General features: G+C 69.4%; 17 protein-coding genes and 1 tRNA gene. 8 read left to right on the top strand and 10 right to left on the bottom strand.

What is annotated here, in order from left to right; genetic code table 11:
* Positions 1 to 78: 78 nt before the first annotated feature.
* Positions 79 to 1,095 carry a class II fructose-bisphosphatase gene (gene glpX, locus CBR61_RS00510; RefSeq protein ID WP_088912600.1) on the bottom strand — a complete coding sequence of 339 codons (1,017 nt, stop codon included), beginning with the start codon at positions 1,093 to 1,095 and terminating at the stop codon, positions 79 to 81.
* Positions 1,096 to 1,146: 51 nt separating this feature from the next.
* Between glpX and CBR61_RS00515 the strand changes: the two genes are divergently transcribed.
* Both CBR61_RS00515 and CBR61_RS00520 read left to right on the top strand, forming a co-directional pair.
* Entirely contained in the window at positions 1,147 to 1,797 is a 651-nt protein-coding gene (locus CBR61_RS00515; RefSeq protein ID WP_157696453.1) for a hypothetical protein, read from the top strand.
* A 20-nt stretch (positions 1,798 to 1,817) separates the two neighbouring features.
* Positions 1,818 to 2,501 (top strand): hypothetical protein, encoded by a 684-nt coding sequence (locus CBR61_RS00520; protein WP_088912602.1) that lies wholly within the window; start codon positions 1,818 to 1,820, stop codon positions 2,499 to 2,501.
* Between the two features lie 4 nt (positions 2,502 to 2,505).
* Here CBR61_RS00520 and CBR61_RS00525 read toward each other — a convergent pair whose 3' ends face one another.
* Together CBR61_RS00525 and CBR61_RS00530 are read right to left on the bottom strand one after the other, a co-directional pair.
* Positions 2,506 to 3,834 (bottom strand): homoserine dehydrogenase, encoded by a 1,329-nt coding sequence (locus CBR61_RS00525; RefSeq protein WP_088912603.1) that lies wholly within the window; start codon positions 3,832 to 3,834, stop codon positions 2,506 to 2,508.
* An 84-nt stretch (positions 3,835 to 3,918) separates the two neighbouring features.
* A complete protein-coding gene (locus CBR61_RS00530) occupies positions 3,919 to 4,731 on the bottom strand; it encodes a hypothetical protein (protein ID WP_088912604.1) in 813 nt (270 codons plus the stop codon).
* A 450-nt stretch (positions 4,732 to 5,181) separates the two neighbouring features.
* Between CBR61_RS00530 and CBR61_RS00535 the strand changes: the two genes are divergently transcribed.
* The 4 genes from CBR61_RS00535 to CBR61_RS00550 all read left to right on the top strand — a co-directional run bounded on the left by CBR61_RS00535 (position 5,182) and on the right by CBR61_RS00550 (position 7,827).
* The gene (locus tag CBR61_RS00535; protein WP_088912605.1) at positions 5,182 to 5,862 is read left to right on the top strand and encodes an energy transducer TonB; all 681 of its coding nucleotides are present in this window, start codon (positions 5,182 to 5,184) and stop codon (positions 5,860 to 5,862) included.
* A 75-nt stretch (positions 5,863 to 5,937) separates the two neighbouring features.
* Positions 5,938 to 6,708, top strand: coding sequence for a MotA/TolQ/ExbB proton channel family protein (locus CBR61_RS00540; RefSeq protein ID WP_088912606.1), 771 nt, complete (start codon positions 5,938 to 5,940; stop codon positions 6,706 to 6,708).
* A gap of 126 nt (positions 6,709 to 6,834) precedes the next feature.
* Positions 6,835 to 7,365 (top strand): ExbD/TolR family protein, encoded by a 531-nt coding sequence (locus CBR61_RS00545; protein ID WP_172835902.1) that lies wholly within the window; start codon positions 6,835 to 6,837, stop codon positions 7,363 to 7,365.
* Positions 7,366 to 7,395: 30 nt separating this feature from the next.
* Positions 7,396 to 7,827 carry an ExbD/TolR family protein gene (locus CBR61_RS00550; protein ID WP_088912608.1) on the top strand — a complete coding sequence of 144 codons (432 nt, stop codon included), beginning with the start codon at positions 7,396 to 7,398 and terminating at the stop codon, positions 7,825 to 7,827.
* 120 nt (positions 7,828 to 7,947) lie between these two features.
* Here the strand turns inward: CBR61_RS00550 and CBR61_RS00555 are convergent, their stop codons facing one another.
* From CBR61_RS00555 to CBR61_RS00585, 7 genes are all read right to left on the bottom strand, one after another.
* Positions 7,948 to 10,425, bottom strand: a complete 2,478-nt coding sequence (locus CBR61_RS00555) for a ligase-associated DNA damage response DEXH box helicase (protein ID WP_420705710.1) — start codon at positions 10,423 to 10,425, stop codon at positions 7,948 to 7,950.
* 38 nt (positions 10,426 to 10,463) lie between these two features.
* Positions 10,464 to 11,267 carry a DUF2059 domain-containing protein gene (locus CBR61_RS00560; RefSeq protein ID WP_088912609.1) on the bottom strand — a complete coding sequence of 268 codons (804 nt, stop codon included), beginning with the start codon at positions 11,265 to 11,267 and terminating at the stop codon, positions 10,464 to 10,466.
* A gap of 83 nt (positions 11,268 to 11,350) precedes the next feature.
* Positions 11,351 to 12,931, bottom strand: coding sequence for a hypothetical protein (locus CBR61_RS00565; RefSeq protein WP_088912610.1), 1,581 nt, complete (start codon positions 12,929 to 12,931; stop codon positions 11,351 to 11,353).
* Entirely contained in the window at positions 12,928 to 14,643 is a 1,716-nt protein-coding gene (locus CBR61_RS00570; RefSeq protein WP_324616821.1) for an Hsp70 family protein, read from the bottom strand. The genes CBR61_RS00565 and CBR61_RS00570 overlap by 4 nt, the downstream gene beginning before the upstream one ends.
* Positions 14,644 to 14,690: 47 nt before the next feature.
* The gene (pgmG, locus tag CBR61_RS00575; RefSeq protein WP_088912612.1) at positions 14,691 to 16,106 is read right to left on the bottom strand and encodes a phosphoglucomutase/phosphomannomutase PgmG; all 1,416 of its coding nucleotides are present in this window, start codon (positions 16,104 to 16,106) and stop codon (positions 14,691 to 14,693) included.
* 170 nt (positions 16,107 to 16,276) lie between these two features.
* Positions 16,277 to 16,588: a J domain-containing protein gene (locus CBR61_RS00580; RefSeq protein ID WP_088912613.1), complete on the bottom strand. Its 312-nt coding sequence runs from the start codon at positions 16,586 to 16,588 to the stop codon at positions 16,277 to 16,279.
* A 4-nt stretch (positions 16,589 to 16,592) separates the two neighbouring features.
* Complete coding sequence (locus CBR61_RS00585) at positions 16,593 to 17,450, bottom strand: division plane positioning ATPase MipZ (RefSeq protein WP_088912614.1); 858 nt, start codon at positions 17,448 to 17,450, stop codon at positions 16,593 to 16,595.
* 97 nt (positions 17,451 to 17,547) lie between these two features.
* Between CBR61_RS00585 and panC the strand changes: the two genes are divergently transcribed.
* Together panC and CBR61_RS00595 are read left to right on the top strand one after the other, a co-directional pair.
* Entirely contained in the window at positions 17,548 to 18,408 is an 861-nt protein-coding gene (panC, locus tag CBR61_RS00590) for a pantoate--beta-alanine ligase (RefSeq protein WP_088912615.1), read from the top strand.
* A 55-nt stretch (positions 18,409 to 18,463) separates the two neighbouring features.
* Positions 18,464 to 18,537: transfer RNA gene (locus tag CBR61_RS00595), tRNA-Gly, on the top strand.
* Positions 18,538 to 18,566: the final 29 nt, after the last annotated feature.

Here is an 18,566-nt window from a genome sequence, read left to right on the forward strand (position 1 = left end):
CCCCAATGCAGGGTGCAAACTGGCATTACACGCACCCCGACAGACGTGCCGAGGGCTGCGGCGGCTCTTCCCCGCCGCTTACCCGATCCGGTGCTCGCCCCGGATCCAGCGCACCGTGCCGCTCGACGCGCGCATCACCACGCTTTCGGTGGTGAGGATCGTCTCGCCGGTCGGCTTGCGGCGGCGCTTCACGCCGTCGAGTAGCGAGCCGTCGGTCACGCCGGTCGCGGCGAAGATGCAGTCGCCCTTGGCGAGGTCCTCGAGCTTGTAGATGCGGTTGAGGTCCTCGATCCCCCACTTGCGGGCGCGGGCCTTTTCGTCATCGTTGCGGAACACGAGGCGGCCGTTGAACTGCCCGCCGACGCAGCGCAGCGCCGCCGCGGCAAGAACGCCCTCGGGCGCGCCGCCCTGGCCCATGTACATGTCGACCGTGGTCTCCTCGTCGGTGACCGCGATCACGCCGGCCACGTCGCCGTCGCCGATCAGCACCACCCCGCAGCCGATGCTGCGCAGCTCGGCGATCAGCTCGGCATGGCGCGGGCGGTCGAGCACGCAGACGTTGATGTCCGACGGCTTCACGCCCTTGGCATTGGCGACCGCCATGACGTTCTCGGTCGGCGACTTGGCGAGGTCGATGATGCCTTCGGGATAGCCCGGCCCGACCGCGAGCTTGTCCATGTAGACGTCGGGCGCGTTGAGCAGGCAGCCTTCCTCCGCCGCCGCCAGCACGGCGAGCGCGTTGGGGCCGGCCTTGGCGGTGATGGTGGTGCCTTCGAGCGGATCGAGCGCGATGTCGATCTTCGGGCCCTTGCCCATGCCGACCTTCTCGCCGATGAACAGCATCGGCGCCTCGTCGCGCTCGCCCTCGCCGATCACCACGGTGCCGTCGATGTAGAGGTTGTCGAAGGCCTTGCGCATCGCCGCGACGGCGGCAGCATCCGCCGCCTTCTCGTCGCCGCGCCCGACCAGCTGCGCCGCGGCAATCGCCGCCGCTTCGGTGACGCGCACCATCTCGAGCACCAGCACGCGCTGGATGGCATTGTCGCTGGCGGCTTGTGCGGCCACATCAAGCTGGGTATCGGTCGCGGAGTTCATGGGAAATTCAGCCCCCTGTTGGTCTGGTGAGCATGCTGCACGCAGCCACCTATGAAATTGCCCCCGGCGCTTAAGCGGATGGAGACGGGTTTGTCGAGCAATGCCACGCCGGTCCTGCCCTGTTTTCGTCACGCCCTGTCGGCGCTGACGCTCGGATGGACGATGATTTCCGCCGCGCCTGTGGCGGCGCAGGATGACAGCGGTGCGACAGCGCCGGCCGCCGCGCCCGCCCCGCAGCAGCCCCCGCGCGTCAACCTGATGGTCACCGTGCCGCGCAACGAGCCGAGCCAGGCGGACCTGCGCGAATGCCGGGATGACGAGGAAGCCGCCGCGATCAACGGCGAGATCGTGGTGTGCCGGGTGGTCGGCAATGACGGCACCGGTCTCACCGGCAACCGCGCCGAGACGCAGAAACGCTACGCGCAGGAGACCATGCTCAAGGGCGCACCGCGCGCGCCGGAGGCATTCGGCATCCCCGACAACGGCAAGGGCATCGGTTTCGGGGGCGTGCCGCCGCCGGCCTACATCGTCGACTTCGAGGTCCTGCCGCCGGCCCCCGCGGGTTCCGACGCCGATCGCATCGCCCGCGGCCTGCCCCCGCTCAACGAGGAGCGCGAGCTGACCGAGGAGGAGGAGAAGGCCCGGCGCGAGGCTGCGGGGATCAAGACCACGGTGCCGCCCCGCCCGAAGAAGAAGGGCTGAAGGCGCGGGCGGGCGTGCCCATGCTGGCCTTCATCGCCGCGCTGGCCGCCCAGGTGGCGACCGAACCGCAGGTGCCGGTCGGGCCGCAGGTGCCGCCCGAACAGACCCTTCGCCTGCCGCTCCCGGACCAGCGGACCCGCGCGCCGCAGCGTCCCTCGTCCCCGGCGACGCCCGAGCCCGAACGCATCCCTATCGACCTCGGTCCCGACGCGCCGACCAGCGGCGCGCCGCCGCAGCAGATCGACATCCTCGTCCCCCCGCCCGCCCCCGAAGCGGCCAACGAGGCCGTGCTCAAGGAATGCGAGGACCAGCGCGAGGCAGGGGTCGTCGCCGGGGAGATCGTCGTGTGCCGCGAACTCGCCGTGCCGACCGACCAGCTCTACAGCGGCAGCCGCGAGGAGTGGCTCAAGGCCTATGCCGCGCGCACCCCGGGGCCGGCCACGCCCGATGTCGACGGCAGTGGCCTGCCGCGCGGCATGGCGGCGATGATCACCATCAAGGGCTGCTTCATCCCGCCCTGCCCCAAGCCCCCGGCGCTGATGATCGATGTCGAGGGCATCGAGACCCCGCCTGCCGGATCGGACGCCGACCGCGTGGCGCAGGGCCTCCCCCCGGTCGAGGACGACATGGCCCCGCTCGACGAGGAGACCCGCCGCCGGGTCGAGGCAGACCTCGGCTTGCCCGAGGCGCCGCGCGGGGACTGAGCGGCTAGAGCGGCAGGATCGGCAGCACCAGCGGCTCGCCCGACAGGCTCTCCGAGCCTTCGAGCAGCGCCAGCGCCTTGGCGACGCAGCGTTCCGGCCCCTCGTGCGTGACCATCGCCACCATCACCTCGCCCCCGCTCTGCGAGCGGCCCTGCTGGATCAGGCTCTCGATCGACACATCGCCATCGCGCAGGGCTGCCGTGAGTTCGGCGAGCACGCCGGGGCGGTCCTTGACCATGAAGCGGATATAGGTGCGCTCGGTGCGGTCGCCGGGTTCGGCGGGCGGCAGGGCGGCGAGCTGGGCGACGGGGATCGAGAAGGGCGCACCCACCTCGTCGCGGGCGATGTCGATGAGGTCGGCGGCGACCGCGCTCGCGGTCGGCCCGTCGCCCGCGCCCGCGCCCTGGAACAGCAGGCGGCCCGAGAAATTGCCCTCGGCGACCACGGCATTGGTCGGGCCGTCGACCGCGCTCAGCGGGTGGCCCTTGGCGACGAGGCAGGGGCGCACGCGCTGGAGCAAACGCGGGCCAGTGGGCGTCTCCTCCACGTCCGCCTCGCCGATCAGGCGGATGACGAAGCCGAGCGCGTCGGCCTGGGCGATGTCGGCAGCCCGCACCCGGGTGATGCCGGAGACGCGCACGCCCGCGAAATCGACCCGCGTGCCGAAGCCGATGCTGGCGAGGATCGCGAGCTTGTGCGCCGCGTCCACGCCCTCGATGTCGAAGGCCGGATCGGCCTCGGCAAAACCGAGGCGCTGCGCCTCGGCCAGCACGGCGGCGAAATCGGCGCCGGTCGCCTCCATCTCGGAGAGGATGTAGTTGCAGGTGCCGTTGAGGATCCCGTAGACCTTGGTCAGCGCATTGGCGCTGGTACCCTCGCGCAGGCCCTTGATGACGGGGATGCCGCCCGCAACCGCTGCCTCGAACTTCAGCGCGACGTAGTTCGCCTCGGCCAGCTGCGCCAGCTCCAGCCCGTGATGCGCGATCATCGCCTTGTTGGCGGTGACGAGGCCCTTGCCCGCCCCCAGCGCCGCGCGCGAGCAGGCGAGCGCCGGGCCGTCCGAACCGCCGACCAGTTCCACCACGACGTCGACATCCTCGCGCCGGGCGAGCGCGGTCATGTCGTCTTCCCAGGCGAAGCGGGCGATGTCGACACCGCGATCCTTGCCGCGGTCGCGCGCGGAGACGGCGACCACCTCGATCGGGCGACCGGCGCGCGCGGCGATGAGGTGCGCGTTGGTATCGAGCAGGCGGATCACCCCGCCGCCGACGGTGCCGATCCCGGCAATGCCGATGCGCAGCGGCGCGGTGCGAGGCGGTGCGGTGGTGGTCAAGCGGCCCTCCCTTGGTGACGCGAGGGCGCGCTTAACCGTGCAGCGCGCGCGGTCAAGCGCCGATGCGCCTCGCCAGCCCGCGGATCACCCCTGCGTGATGCGCCGCTCGCACGACCCCAGCGCCTCGCGCACGAAGGCATAGTCCCCCGCCGCCAGCCGCCGCTCGGCCGGATCGCGGGCGAGGTTGGCGTTGCTCGGCAGCTGCGCGGGCAGCGAACAGGCGAGGCGATACCAGCGCAGGGTCTCCGGCGCGGGCGGGCGCGCGGCCGAATCGATGATCTCGCCCCACGAGACGCCCCACTGCACCCGCTGGCCCGGACGGCGCAGCACGGTGATCGAGACGGGCGAGCGGTTGTCGGTTGCGAGGAAGATCTGCGTCTCCGATTCGCCCGTCAACGTCCCCGGCACCGCCAGCGCATCGCTGATCCCGGTGATCCGCGGCGGCGGGCCCTCGGCGGCGTAGAACTCGGTCAGGATCGGGCGCAGGCGCGCCTCGAGCGCGGGGGTGTAGGCAAGGTGGGCGCTCGGGCCGGCCAGCTGGACCTCGCCCGGACGGCCGGCCACGGGCTTGGCAAACAGCAGGAATTCCCGCTTCTTGAGCTTGGGCACCTTGCCCTTGGCATCGAGCGGCACGTCGACGAGATATGCCAGCGTGCTCCCCACCCCGCTGCGTCCGGCGATCAGGGCGAGGGTGTCGGCCTCGATGTAGAGGCGCGCGAATCCCGGCGCGAGGCCGGGCGCGCGCTCGGGTTTGAGGGCGGTCTGGCGGCGAATCTGGGCCCGCACGACCAGCGTCGAAGCCTCCGAAAGTGTCGCCAGATCGGCATAAGTGGGCCCCTCGGGGGACGCGGCGGCAGGCGCGGGCGGGGTCTGCGCAAGCCCTGTCACCGGTATCATCAGGCACCCGGCCAGAAGCACTGTGCGAACATTCAGAGTGTTGAAAAACGACATTAATCTACCCTTTACCTTTCCGCACCGCGGCGCGCTCACGCAGACCGCCGCCACGGGCTTTCCGGCTCCATTATTGCACAAGGTGCACCGTGAATCCGCACTGAACCGCAAAAGCGTTTGATCGGCTAGGGGATGCCCGTTAAAGCCCGACAGGCTGATTGCGCGGGACTGGGGACATTGCCGCGGGAACAGTTCAGGTTGCGTGCTGGGCTCCCTAAGCCCAACGCGTGCCAGCCGGGGAGAATTCGGGCGATGCGGCAGATTGCGCACGCCCGCGCTTTCGTTCCCGGCGTGGGAGGACCGAAATGACCGGGATCCGCTCTCCGACCGTCACGGCCGGGGGGCGGGGAGTGTGCCGATCTCACGGTCGGCGAGTAATTGGAGAGAAAGCGCTGGATGTCCTACGCTAGCCAACAACAAGGATTGACCGGGCCCAAGCTCGTGTCGCTGATCATCGCTCTGTCGATCGTCGGCCTCGTGGGCACGGGCATGGTCTTGTTCCTTGCCGTCGACGCCGTTAAGGAGATGGTCGAACGCGTGACGACAGTCGACGTCACGGAAGAGCCGCCGCCGCCCGAGGAGGAGCCGCCGCCGCCGGAAGAAATGCCGGAGCCGACGTCGCCGCCGCCGCCGGTCGCGCCGCCGCCGCCGTTCAACATCGCGCCCAATCCGCCGCAGATGGAAACCCGTCAGGATCCGCCGCCGCCGGCGCCGGTGTTCCGCCAGCCGAGCACGGCTCCGAGTGCGCCTCCGGGCCCGCCGGAACCGCCCCGGGTATCCAAGGCGCGCGGGGTGCAGCCCAAGAACCAGCGCAGCTGGGCCGCGCGCATCCAGGAAAACTACCCGCGTCGTGCCGCGCAGGAAGAGATCGAAGGGACCGTCGGTGTCCGCGTGACCGTCACTCCCGACGGCAGGGCGACCGGCTGTTCGGTCACCTCGTCGAGCGGTTCGGACATCCTCGACAGCGCCGCGTGCAAGGACCTCGAACGCTACGGCCGTTTCGACCCCGCGCTCGACGATGACGGCAGCCCGATCAGCGCCAGCTGGTCCACCCGCATTACCTACAAGCTGAACTGATCAATCGGGCCGGCAGCCGGGCAGGGTCCCGGCTGGCGGAACCCTTAGACAAATTCTTTCAAGAGGACTTTCGCAATGAACCTTTACCTTCTCGCCGCCGCCGCTGGGGAAGCAGCGCCCGAAAACAAGTTCGGCTTCGTCGAAGCCATGCGCGAAGGCGGCCCGGTCGCCTGGTCGATCCTCGCCGTGATGATCATCATGTCGGTCGGCTCGTTCTACATCATGTTCACCAAGCTCTTCGAGCAGAACAAGATCATGAAGCAGTACAACGTGGTGCGGACCCAGTTCTGGCGCGCGTCGAGCCTCAAGGAAGGCGCGACCAAGCTGGAGAAGGACAGCGCCTGGCGCCAGCTCGCAGACGACGCCGTCAAGGCCCAGGAAGACCACGGCAAGATGACCGACGCCCTCGAATCGCATGACTACATGCACGGTTCGCTCCAGCGTTCGGAAGATTCGATCAACGCCGTGCTCAACGGCGGTCTCGCGTTCCTCGCGACCGTCGGTGCGACCGCGCCGTTCGTCGGTCTGCTCGGCACCGTGATCGGGATCTACCGCGCGCTGATCAACATCGGCATCGCCGGCAACGCCTCGATCGACAAGGTCGCCGGCCCCGTCGGTGAAGCGCTGATCATGACCGCGATCGGTCTGCTCGTCGCGGTGCCCGCAGTGCTCGCGTTCAACTGGCTGCAGGGCCGCAACCGCAAGATCGCGGCGATGCTCAGCACCTTCTCGAACGACCTGCTCGCCTACATGAACTCGAACGGCGCGGTGAAGCCGGCGGTTCAGGCGGCTCCGGCGGCCAAGCCCGCCGCGAAGCCGGCGGCCGCTCCGGCCACCAAGGCCTGATCGTCATTGCCGCATGATGGCGGGAGCGGGCCCTGCCCGTTCCCGCCGCTGCCCGGCCAGACCCCTCGCGGGAACACGGCCGGGCCGGCACACCAAGTCATAGTTTTGACAGGCTAGGAATTCACAATGGCGATTTCTACGGGAGGCGGGGCCGATACCCCATTGTCCGACATCAACACCACGCCGCTGGTGGACGTGATGCTGGTTCTCCTGATCATCTTCCTCATCGCGGTTCCGGTGGCGATCCAGACGATCGAGAAGCTGGAGATCCCCGTCTTCGAATCCGAGGAATCGAAGGACAAGGTGGAGAACCTGCAGCTCACCGTCAGCACCACCGACGATGCCGGGCGCTCGGCCGGCGAGCCGGGCTTCGCGGGCGCCTCGCGAAACGGGGAATGCCGGATCTATTTCAACAACCTCACCCCGGTGAGCTCGGAGGAGCTGCAGAAGCGCGCCTTCGACCGGCTCGACGCGATCGTGAAGCGTGCCGGCGGTGCCGAGGAACTGATGAAGGATCCCGAGCAGGTGCCCCAGGTCCACATCCGCGGCGACGTCAACGCCCCGTGGAAGTGCGTGGCGGGCGCGATCTACAACATCCAGATGGCGGGCTATCCGATCGTCGGGTTCATCTCGAACCCCGTCGATCCGAACGGCTGATCGTCCAAGCGAACCTAAGGAGTAACTGACATGGGTATGTCTGGAGGCAAGCTCGACGGCGAGCCGATGATGGACATGAACATGACGCCGCTGATCGACGTTCTGCTCGTTCTGCTGATCATGTTCATCATCACCATCCCGGTGGCGACCCACTCGGTCGACATCGACCTGCCGCAGCCGCAACCTAACGACACGCCGCCGCCGATCGATCCGGTCAAGAACAAGGTGGTCCTCACCCCGGACGACCAGATCCTCTGGAACGGCACGCCGATCAGCGAAGGCCAGCTGGTGGACACCCTCCGCCAGACCACCGAAATGGCGGTCGAACCGGAGCTCCAGTTCGAGCCCGAGGCGCTCGCCAGCTATGCGCTGTCGGCCCGCGTGCTGCAGGACATCAAGGCCTCGGGCGTGACCAAGTTCGGCTTCGTGGGCAACGACAAGTACCGCGTGTTCGACAAGTGATCGCCCTGTCGTAGCGGTGCCGTCGCGCACCCGACGACAGGTCGTAAGAGGGCGCTGCGAGGTTTCGCGGCGCCCTTTTTCTTTGCCTGAAGGGCGCCTCAGGGGGTGCCGGTGTGGACCTCAATCCCCCTCGACCGGCTCGTCCGGCCGCATCGCGGCGGCGATCAGACCCTCGGCCTCGAGCAGCAGTTCGTCGTCCACCGCCCCCTGCGGCAACGCCTCGCGGCCGATCATCGTCATCACCGGAACCGCCAGTGGCGAGACGCGGTCGAGGGTGACATGGACCAGCTCGCGCTCGGAGCGCTCGAGCAGATCGGCGAGCCGCCCCACATCGGTCATGCGCGAGCGGGCATCGGCCCAGGCGGCCTCGATAAGCACATGATCCGGCTCGTATTTCCTGAGCACGTCGTAGATCAGGTCGGTCGAGAAGGTGACCTGCTTGCCGGTCTTCCTCTGCCCCGGATGCTGACGCTCGACGAGGCCCGAGATCACCGCCACCTCGCGGAAGGCGCGGCGCAGCAGGTGGCTTTCGGTGACCCACTGGATGAACTCGCCGGTGAGGATGTCCGGCGACAGCAGGGGCGCTGGGTCGGTGACGGGCTTCAGCCCCCACACCGCGAGGCAATAGTCGTTCGCCACGAACCCGCCGGGCAGCAGACCCCGGTCCTCCATCCGCCGGGTGATCAGCATCCCGAGGCTCTGGTTCGCGTTCCAGCCCTCGAAGGTGTAATAGGCGGTGTAGTGCTTGCCGCCGTGGGGGAAGCTCTCGACCAGCAGTTCGCCGGGCGCCGGAAGCCGCGAGCGGTAATCCTGCATTTCCAGCCACTCGCGCACATCGTCGGGGAAGCGCCCCCATCCGGCGCGGTCCGACAGCAGCGCCTGCACCCGCGTGGAAAGATGCGTGGTGAGGGGCAGGCGCAACCCGCCATACGACGGAATTGTCGCGCTTTTCTTGGCCGCCCGCACGGTAACGTCCATGTCCTTCACGCCCTCGACTTCCAGGCTCATGCCGGCGAAGAAGAAGGTGTCTCCGGGCGAGAGCTGGGCGGCGAACCGCTCCTCCACCTTGCCGAGGCTGCGGCCGTTGCGGAAGCGCACGGTCAGCATCTCGGAATCGACGATGATCCCGGCGTTCATCCGGTGCCGCTGCGCCTGGTTCGGGTGCGCGAGCCGCCAGACCCCGTCCTTGCCCCGCACGATCCGCTGGAAGCGGTCATAGGCCCTCAGCGCATAGCCGCCGTTGGAGACGAACCCGAGCACCCGCTGGAACGTCACCTCGTCGACCCAGCTATAGGCCAGCGCGCTCCTCACCTCGGCCAGCAGCGCGTCCTCGTGGAACGGCCCCGCACAGGCGCAGGCCATCACGTGCTGGGCGAGCACGTCGAGGCTCCCCGGGCGGAAGGCCTCGCCGTCGCGCTGGCCCTCGTCGACCGCCTCCTTCGCGGCCATCGCCTCGAGGAACTCGAAGCGGTTGCCCGGCACCAGCACCGCGCGGCTCGGCACGTCGAGGCGGTGCCCGGCCCGCCCGATCCGCTGGAGCAGCCGCGACGAGCCCTTGGGCGCGCCCATCTGCACGACGAGGTCGATGTCCCCCCAGTCGATCCCGAGATCGAGGCTCGCGGTGCACACCAGCGCCCTCAGATCGCCGCGCGCCATCGCCTCCTCGACCTTGCGCCTTGCCTCGGTGGAGAGCGAGCCGTGGTGGATGCCGATGGGGAGATTGTCGTCATTCGCCTCCCACAGGCACTGGAAGATGAACTCGGCGAGAAAGCGGGTGTTGGTGAAGACCAGAGTGGTGCGGTTGGCCTTGATCGCCTCGATCAGCTGCGGCACCGCCCAGCGCCCCGCGTGCCCGCCCCACGGCACCCGCTCCTCCTGCGGCAGGAGGATCTCGACCTCGGGCTCCGCGCCTGCCTCGCCGATGACGAGGTCGGCGGCGGCGATCTCGCCTGCCTCGCCGGTCTGCGGCGCGAGCCATTCCTGGAAGTCGCGGGGGTTGGCGAGGGTCGCAGAGAGCGCCACCCGCTGCGCCTGCGGGGCGATGGCGTGGAGCCGCGCAAGGCTGAGCGCCAGCAGGTCACCGCGCTTGTCGGTGGCGAAGGCGTGGACCTCGTCGATCACCACCCGCTTCAGCCCGCCAAACAGATCGGCGCTTTCGGGATAGGAGAGCAGCAGCGAGAGGCTCTCGGGCGTGGTCAGCAGGATATGCGGGGGGCGTTCGCGCTGGCGCTTCTTGCGGTCCGAGGGCGTGTCGCCGCTGCGGGTCTCCACCCGGATCGGCAGGCCGATCTCCTCGATCGGGGTCAGAAGGTTCCGCTTCACGTCCTGCGCCAGCGCCTTCAGCGGCGAGACGTAGAGCGTGTGCAGCCCATCCCCCGGCGGCGCGGCGCCCCCGAAGTCGCACAAGGTCGGCAGGAACCCGGCGAGCGTCTTGCCCGCGCCGGTATCGGCCACCAGCAGCGCGTGGCGGCCCGCGCGCGCCTTGGCCAGCATCTCCCGCTGGTGCCGCCGCACCCGCCAGCCGCGCCCCGCGAACCACGCGGCGATGGCAGGCGGCAGGGGAATGTCGGCAGGGTCGGGAGCGGTCACGGCGGCAATGTGGCCGCTCCGCCCCCGCCTCACAAGCCTTGCCCGCCCTATTCGGCGTCGCGCGCGACGAGGCCTTCCCTGATCTCGACGACGCTGCGGCCGGTGATCGCGGCGACCCGCTCCTGCTCGGCCTTGGAGAGCGCGTCGAAACCGCGCTTGGCGGGGAGATCGGCGACCGCTTCGGCCATCTTCTGCTCCATGCCGGCGAAGGCGCCCATCATCTGCGGCAGCGACTCCATCGTCGCGCTGATGATGCGCGGATCGCTCGACATGGTGAAGCTCTTGCGGGCATAGGCCGTGCCGCTGTCGGTCTGGAAGAAGGCCTCGATGTCGTCGAGTTCCTTCTGGGTGAAATGAATCGCGTAGAGCTCGGACATGGCCTTGCGCATGGTCGGCTCCATCACCGTCATCATGTCGCGCATCAGGGCAGGCATCAGCGCCACCTCGCGCGCGTGGCGCTCGGCATAGGCGGGGTCGAACAGGCGGGCCAGTTCCTCGGACTGTTCGGGGGTGAGATCGAGCGTGTCGGCGCCGAGGCCCGTGCCCTCCACCACGGCGTCGATCGCAGGCGCGCCGGCCGCGCCGAGGATCGGGCCGAGCAGCTTGCCGAACATCCCGCCCATCATCTCGCCGAGCGTGCCTTCGGGGATCACGCGGTTGATGATGCGCTGCGTCTGCGGCAGGCGGGCCTCCTGTTCGGGGGTGAGCGGCTCGGCCGGGAACATCGCGCCGAGCGCGGCCATCGCCTGATCCATCTCCTGCGCCGAAGGGTCGGCCTGGGCGGCGAGCGGCTGCGGGGCCAGCGCGAGCGCGGCGGCCCCTGCCATGCCGATGAAAAGGCGACGAATCATATCCTTGCTCCCCTTGTGAAGAAATGTGCGCCCCTTGTGCCGCAAGCCGCGTGCCGCCGCCAGCCCGGCGGCACGGGAGCGGTTCACAGGCCCTTGAGAACCTCCACCGGCACCCGCCCGGGCGCAGCGCGCACCGCCTCCACCAGCGCGCTTTCCGCCTTGCACCTGTCGGGGCTGTCGGGATCGGCCAGCGCCGCGACGAGCGCCTCCTGCGAGAGGCCGCTCAGCCGCAGCGTCTCGGCGGCGAGCCAGCCGGGCACGGCATAGCGTGTCTCGCCGCCCCTGGGCGTCACGCCGAGCACGCGGGCCTCGAGCAGCTGGCGCAGCAGCGCCTGTTCGCGGGCGCGCTCGGAGTAGAGGAGTTCGAGCCGCAGACCCAGAAGATCGCCCCTTGCGACCTTGCGGCAGGCCTCGTCCGACTGGCGCTGCGCGGCGGCAAACCAGATGGCCTTGAGGTCGATCCGCACCGCCAAGGCATCGGCATCGGCGACCTCGGCCGATCCGAGCGCCTTCAGGCGCACCATATTCAGCGCCTCACTCGGGGATTGGCCGAGCACGAGTCCTAGCTCCTCGGCGAAGGCCGGATCGGCGGCGCGCACCGCCGCCATCCCCTTACCCGGCCCGAAGATTGCCACGACCCCGGCATCGATCTGCGCGGGATCGGCCTCTGCCAGCGCGTCCCCGCCGGGGACAATGATCGCCATCAGGCTTACCGCCACCCGCGCCAGCGCGAAGACCAGCAGCACCGCCGCCAGCGCGCCGACAAAGCCGCGCCCCGCGCTGGTCCGGCCCTCGCCGAGACTGGCGCTGCCGCCGTCCCACGAGGCGACCCGCTCGGGATCGAGATGCGCCTCGAGTTCGGGATAGCGTTCGCGGATGCTGGTCAGCAGCTTGTGCACGTCGAGCCGCTTCACCCGCAGCCGGTCGCGCCAGCTGGCCCGGCCCGGGCGCGACAGCTCCACCCATGCCCGGTGGAGCGGATGGTCGGCCTGCCGCACCTTTTCGTGGAAGCGCATCCCCTTGAGGCGCTGGTTGAGGAAGCGCAGTGCCCAGCGTTCCTCGAGATGGCCGGATTCGTCCAGCCAGTGGAACGCAGCATTGGCCGGTTCGACGAAGGGCGCCGAGCGCGGCCAGGTGCTGGCGAACAGCTCGGCCAGCCCGCTGTCGAGCGCGTCGTGCTCGGCAAGGTCTGCCTCCTCAGCGCGCGCGATCAGGGTATCGAGCGCGGCAAGGCCCTCGGCCAGCTCGGCATGGGTGACGGCCTCCTCGCTCGCCGCGCCATCGGGGTAGAGCACGCCGACGAGCGCGTTCCACGCCGCCTCGGCGCGCTGCTGCGCCTCGCTGCGTGCGGGCATGACGCCGGGATCGACCGGTGCGAGCGGATCGGGGTGCAGCGCGGCCGGGCTGTCGTCCCATGCCTCTACCGCATCGTCATCCCAATCGCCGAGGCCATAGCTGTCCTCCTCCTCCTCCGCCCCCTCCCCGTCGCCATGCGCCGCCAGCCACAGCGCCTCGTCGCGGGCGCGGCGAAGCTCGGCAAAGCCGGCGATGTCCGCATCGGGATCGATCGCGCGCAGGGCATCGGCATAGGCCTTGCGGATCGCGCCCGTGTCGGCGGTCGGGGCGATCCCGAGCCGGTTCCACGGGAAGGCGGCGGCCTTCATAGCGGAGAGCGGGCGTCGATCTCGTCGAGCAGCCGGGCGAGGCCCTCGCGCGCATCGGCGATCCGGCGCGGCTCCTGGCTGTCGAGCGCGCCCTGGAATTCGGTCAGGGCCTGCCCGATCACGTCGCGCACATGGCCGGTGAAGCCCTCGAAGGCCCGCTCGGCCCGTGCCAGCAAGGCGACGTTCCCGGCCTCCTCGCGGGGGTGGACCTTGAGCTTTTCTAGCCGCTTGCGGCTCTCGGCGATGTCGCCCTTGCTGCGCCGGTCCTCCTCGTCGACGATCACGAGATTGCGGGTGAGGCCAGTCTCCGGCACCGCCACGTCAACCTCCAGCAGCCCGCTGGTGTCATAGGTGAAGCGCACGTTGACCCCCACCTCCCCGGCGGGGCGCGGGGGCACCGGCACGGTCAGCTCGCCGAGCTTGACGTTCTTCTTCACGTCGCGCGCCTCGCCCTGGTAGATCGCGAAAGTCACCTGGCGCTGGTTGTCGCCGAGGGTGAAGAACCGCTCCATGCGGCTGGCGGGCACGGGGGTGTTGCGCTCGATGATCGGTGCGAAGATGTCGTCGTGGAAGCGGCCATGCGCGTCGCGGGTCGAGGTGTTCACCCCGAGCGCGAAGGGCGCGACGTCGGTGATGCGGATCTCCTCGAGCCCCCCGCCACCCGACAGCAGCCCCGCCTGGATCGCCGCGCCGAGCGCCACCGCGTGATCCGGGTGGACGGTCGCGTTGGGAAAGCGTCCGAACATCCGGGTGAGCGCCTTCCTGACGACCGGCATCCGCGTCGCCCCGCCGACCAGCACGATGTCGGACAGGGCCTTCACGTCGATATGGCTGTCGCGCAGCGCCCGGATCACCGGATCGCGCAGGCGCTTCACAAGCCCGGCGGCGGCCTCCTCGAAGGCTTCGGCGGTGACACGGGTGGAAAGCGCCTCGCCATCGACCACCACGGTGAACTCGGCCTCCTCGGCGGTGGTGAGCGCGCGGCGGGTGCGTTCGGCGGCGAGGGTCAGCAGGGCGTGGCGGCGGTCGGCGGGCAGGCCCTCTAGCACGCCCGCGTCCAGCAGCGGCTCCGCCAGCCGGACGAGCACCGCGTCGAAATCGTCACCCCCGAGGCGGTTGTCCCCCGCCGAGGCGCGCACCTCGACGATCCCTTCGAACATCTCGACGATCGAGACGTCGAAGGTGCCCCCGCCGAGATCGAAGACGAGGAAGGGTTCGCGGTCGCCCCGGTCCGCGAGGCCGAAGGCGAGCGCCGCAGCGGTCGGCTCGTTGATCAGGCGCCTGACCTCGAGCCCCGCGATCTCGCCCGCCCGCCGGGTGGCGCGACGCTGGCGCTCGTTGAAATAGGCCGGCACGGTGATGACCGCCGCGGTGGGCCGCTCGCCCGTCGCCGCCTCGACATCGTCGGCAAGGCTGCGCAGCACCATCGCCGAAAGGTCCTCCGGCGTCAGCGTGGTGCCCGCCAGCGTGACTGTGGAGGCGGTGCCCATCATCCGCTTGAAGCTGGTCACCGTGTCGGCCGGATGGGTCGCCATCCGGTCGAGCGCGGCTTCCCCGACCCAGCTCTGCCCGTCGCGCGACAGGCTGACCGCCGAGGGGGTGAGCATCCTGCCCAGCGCATTGGGCACGAGCTCGGGTGCACCGTCCCGCCACAGCGCGACCGCGCTGTTGGTGGTGCCAAGATCGATCCCCACGAGCATTCCAGCCGTCATAGCGCAGGCCCGCAGTCAGGCAATTGGAATCGCAGCGGTTCCCGGCGCTAGTGGCCGACGCTCTCGCCGCGCTCCAGCCCCGAGAGGGCAAGCTGCGCGTCGATCTGCGCGAGCAGGCGTTCGAGCCCCGCCTCGCTGTCGCTCTCGGCGCGGGCGACCAGCACGTCCTGCGTGTTCGAGGCGCGCAGCAGCCACCAGCCGTCGGCGGTGTTGACGCGCACGCCGTCGGTGGTGTTCACGCTCTCGACCTCGGGGCCGGAATTGGCGGTAAGACGCCCGGCGATCTCCTCCATCGCCGCGAACTTGCGGCTCTCGTCGACCTGGAAGCGCATTTCGGGGGTGTTGAGCATCGCCGGGATGCTCCCCCGCAGCTCGGTCACCGACTTGCCGAGCCGCGCCGCGGCGGCGAGCAGCCGGACCCCGGCATAGAGCGCGTCGTCGAAGCCGTAATACTCGTCGGCGAAGAACACGTGCCCGCTCATCTCGCCGGCGAGCGGCGCGCCAGTTTCCTTCATTTTGGATTTGATCAGCGAGTGGCCGGTCTTCCACATCAGCGGCTGCCCGCCGAGTTCGGCGACGCGGTCGAACAACGCGCGGCTGGCCTTCACGTCGGCGATAACCGTCGCGCCGGGGCGGGTTTTCAGCACGTCCTCGGCATAGATCATCAGGAGCTGGTCGCCCCAGATCACCCGCCCCTCGCCGTCGATCGCGCCGATGCGGTCGCCGTCCCCGTCGAAAGCCACTCCGAAATCGAGGTTCTTCTCGGCGACGAGCGCGCGAAGATCGGTCAGGTTGGCCTCTACTGTCGGATCAGGATGGTGGTTGGGAAAATGTCCGTCGACTTCGGTAAAGAGCAGATGATGTTCGCCCGGCAGTCGGGCAGCCAGCGCCTCGAGAGCGGGGCCCGCGGCACCGTTGCCGGCATCCCAGCCGACGCGCAGGGTTTCGAGCTTGCCGGCGTCGGTCCCGGCCAGACCCTGGAGCAGGCGCTCGACATACTCGCCAAGGATGTCGCGCGCGGTCACCTCGCCGGTGCCGCTGGCGAAGGCCCCGTCCGCAGCCAGCTTCCCGAGCTTCTGGATATCGGCGCCGAAGAACGGGCGCCCCAGAAATACCATCTTGAAGCCATTGTAATTGGGGGGATTGTGGCTGCCAGTTATCTGAATGCCGCCATCCACCTCTTCGGCTGAGGCTTCGGCGTAATAGAGCATCGGGGTTGCCCCCATGCCGATCCGCACCACGTCGCACCCGCTCGCGGTCAGTCCCTCGATCAGCGCATGCTCGAGCATCGGCGAGCTGACCCGCCCGTCATAGCCGACCGCCACGGTCCTGCCCCCCGCCTCGCGCAGCAGCGTGCCGAAGGCCCGGCCGATCGCCCGCGCGTCATCCGCGCCGAGGGTTTCGCCGATGATCCCGCGAATGTCGTATTCGCGCAGCACGGTGGGGTGGAAATTGTGTTGCATGATCGAGGGTTCTCCTTGCCCGCTTCGGGGCGATGATCGGGCTATTGGTGTATCGGCAGGGATCGGGCGCCCGTCCTTTCAACGGAGCGGCCGGCCCGGACATTCCCCCGCACAGTCCACTTTCCTGCCAAACCCCTGCCTCGCGATTGTGTCAACCGTGCGATGCTCGGTCAGGTATCGTCGGGCGGCCGCCCGTCGCGCGGATGAGGCAGCTCGTCGAGCAGCAGATCGCGGGCGGCATTGGCTTCCTGCATCGCCGCGGTCGTCCCGCCCTTGTCCGGATGCACCAGCGCGGTGAGGCGGCGGTGGGCTGCGATGATTTCATCGCGTTCCGCCCCGGCCGCGACACCCAGCAGCTTGCGTGCCCGGAATATCGCCTGGCTCCGGGTCGGCGCGGGCCGCAGGAAATCCCACGGCCACTTGCCGAAGGCCCAGCGGCAGAAGATGCACACGGCGGCGATCAGGACAAGCGCGCGCAGCATCGGTTCAGGCCAGTTCCAGCTCGCCCTGTTCGCGGCTGAACTGCGGCAGGGCCAGCGCCTTGACCAGTGCGCGCAGCTCCTGCCGGGCGATGAGGTGGCTGGTGCCGAGCTCGCCCAGGTGCCCCTTGTCGAGCAGCGTCAGGCCCGAGGGGAAGAGCTCGCGGTAGATCACGCGTTCGGAAAGGCCCTGCGTGACCCGGAAGCCGACGCGCTTGGCCATCTCGTTCAGGGCCTTGTGCAGGCGCGCCTGGTTCCTGGCCTCGACATGGCCGGTGCGGTTGCGCACCACGATCCAGTCCATCTCGGGGCGCTGCTGTTCGATCGTCATCCGGCTGCGCTTCATCCGCGCCTCCCAGATCAGCTCGGCGAAGAAGGACAGCTTCTTGACCTTGAAGGTCTCGGCATCGACCTGGCCGATCAGGTCGAAATCGACGAAGCTGTCGTTCATCGGCGTGACCAGCGTGTCGGCGTGCTCGACCGCGATGCGGGCATAGGGATCGTCTCGCCCGGGATTGTCGATGATCAGGAAATCGCACGAGGCCTCGAGCCGGCGGATCATCGCCATCAGGTCGCCCGTGCCGTTGCCGCGGAACACCTCGCAGGCCGGGGTCGGCAGCGTCAGGCCGCGCTTCTCGAGCGTCGCCAGACGGTTCTCGATATAGCGGTGCATGGTGCGCTGGCGCGGATCGAGATCGATCGAGGCCACCCGCGCGCCGAGATAGGACAGCGCCACCGCGACATGGACCGCCGTGGTCGACTTGCCGGTGCCGCCCTTCTCGTTGGCGAAGACGATGCGGTGCGCCTGCCCCTTCCTGAGGGAGCGCGTTGCCGGCTGAGGCTGCGGGGGCTGGGCGGGCGGCATGGCGGTTTTCTCGCGCGGGTCTCTCGGCGGAGCGGCTTGAAATGGGACAGCTGGCGCCGCTAGGGCGTGCTTCGGCATTATCCTTGGAGGCCTGACGGTGCAAACGGTCAAGACGTTGCAAATGTTGAGAACCGCTTTGGCACATTTGCGTGTCGGCGATGCGACGATCGCGCTGGTCCCGACGATGGGCGCGCTGCACGAGGGCCACCTCACGCTGGTGCGCCGCGCCAAGGCCGAGGCCGACCACGTCGTCGCCTCGATCTTCGTCAATCCCAAGCAGTTCGGCGCGAACGAGGACCTCGATGCCTACCCCCGCCAGCTTGCCGCCGATGCCGCGATGCTGGAGACCGAGGGCGTCGCCCTGCTGTGGGCGCCGGACGTGGCGGCGATGTATCCTGCGGGCTTCGTCACCAATGTCAGCGTCGCCGGGGTCAGCGAGGGCCTTTGCGGCGCAGCGCGCCCCGGGCATTTCGACGGGGTGGCGACCGTGGTGTGCAAGCTCTTCAACCAGGTCCAGCCCGACATTGCCTTCTTCGGCGAGAAGGATTTCCAGCAGCTCGCCGTGATCCGGGCGATGGCACGCGACCTCGATCTGACGCGGCCCCATGTCGACAGCATCATCGGCGTGCCGACAGTGCGCGAGGCTGACGGGCTCGCGATGTCGAGCCGCAACCGCTACCTCTCGCCCGACCAGCGCGCCGCCGCCGCCGCCCTCCCGCGCGCGATGCGCGAGGCTGCGAGCGCAATCGGTGGCGGCGCAGATGCGGCCGGGGCGCTTGCGCGTATGGAGGCGGAGCTGATCGCGGCGGGCTTTGCCAGCGTCGATTACGCCGTCCTCGCCGACAGCCGCTCGCTCGAACCGCTCGATGCGCTCGGCAGCGATCCGGCGCGGCTGCTGGTGGCGGCCCGGATCGGCGGCACGCGGCTGATCGACAACCTCGCGGTGGCCCGCGCCTGACCAGAAGTGTTGACGCGCGCCCTCCCCAGGTGGCATGGGCGCGTCCTGAGCCCGAGCGGGTATAGCTTAGTGGTAAAGCTCCAGCCTTCCAAGCTGGCTATGCGGGTTCGATTCCCGCTACCCGCTCCAGCCCTCCCTTCCCGATAATCCTGTAACCT

Origin of the sequence: Porphyrobacter sp. CACIAM 03H1, from assembly GCF_002215495.1 — a bacterium.
Taxonomy (GTDB): Bacteria; Pseudomonadota; Alphaproteobacteria; order Sphingomonadales; family Sphingomonadaceae; genus Erythrobacter.

What these genes read in the sequence shown, in the direction of transcription:
- glpX (WP_088912600.1), bottom strand. Translation starts at nt 1,095, where the DNA reads ATGAACTCCGCGACCGATACCCAGCTTGATGTGGCCGCACAAGCCGCC.
- CBR61_RS00515 (WP_157696453.1), top strand. Translation starts at nt 1,147, where the DNA reads ATGAAATTGCCCCCGGCGCTTAAGCGGATGGAGACGGGTTTGTCGAGC.
- CBR61_RS00520 (WP_088912602.1), top strand. Translation starts at nt 1,818, where the DNA reads ATGCTGGCCTTCATCGCCGCGCTGGCCGCCCAGGTGGCGACCGAACCG.
- CBR61_RS00530 (WP_088912604.1), bottom strand. Translation starts at nt 4,731, where the DNA reads ATGATACCGGTGACAGGGCTTGCGCAGACCCCGCCCGCGCCTGCCGCC.
- CBR61_RS00535 (WP_088912605.1), top strand. Translation starts at nt 5,182, where the DNA reads ATGTCCTACGCTAGCCAACAACAAGGATTGACCGGGCCCAAGCTCGTG.
- CBR61_RS00540 (WP_088912606.1), top strand. Translation starts at nt 5,938, where the DNA reads ATGAACCTTTACCTTCTCGCCGCCGCCGCTGGGGAAGCAGCGCCCGAA.
- CBR61_RS00545 (WP_172835902.1), top strand. Translation starts at nt 6,835, where the DNA reads ATGGCGATTTCTACGGGAGGCGGGGCCGATACCCCATTGTCCGACATC.
- CBR61_RS00550 (WP_088912608.1), top strand. Translation starts at nt 7,396, where the DNA reads ATGGGTATGTCTGGAGGCAAGCTCGACGGCGAGCCGATGATGGACATG.
- CBR61_RS00560 (WP_088912609.1), bottom strand. Translation starts at nt 11,267, where the DNA reads ATGATTCGTCGCCTTTTCATCGGCATGGCAGGGGCCGCCGCGCTCGCG.
- CBR61_RS00565 (WP_088912610.1), bottom strand. Translation starts at nt 12,931, where the DNA reads ATGAAGGCCGCCGCCTTCCCGTGGAACCGGCTCGGGATCGCCCCGACC.
- CBR61_RS00570 (WP_324616821.1), bottom strand. Translation starts at nt 14,643, where the DNA reads ATGACGGCTGGAATGCTCGTGGGGATCGATCTTGGCACCACCAACAGC.
- pgmG (WP_088912612.1), bottom strand. Translation starts at nt 16,106, where the DNA reads ATGCAACACAATTTCCACCCCACCGTGCTGCGCGAATACGACATTCGC.
- CBR61_RS00580 (WP_088912613.1), bottom strand. Translation starts at nt 16,588, where the DNA reads ATGCTGCGCGCGCTTGTCCTGATCGCCGCCGTGTGCATCTTCTGCCGC.
- CBR61_RS00585 (WP_088912614.1), bottom strand. Translation starts at nt 17,450, where the DNA reads ATGCCGCCCGCCCAGCCCCCGCAGCCTCAGCCGGCAACGCGCTCCCTC.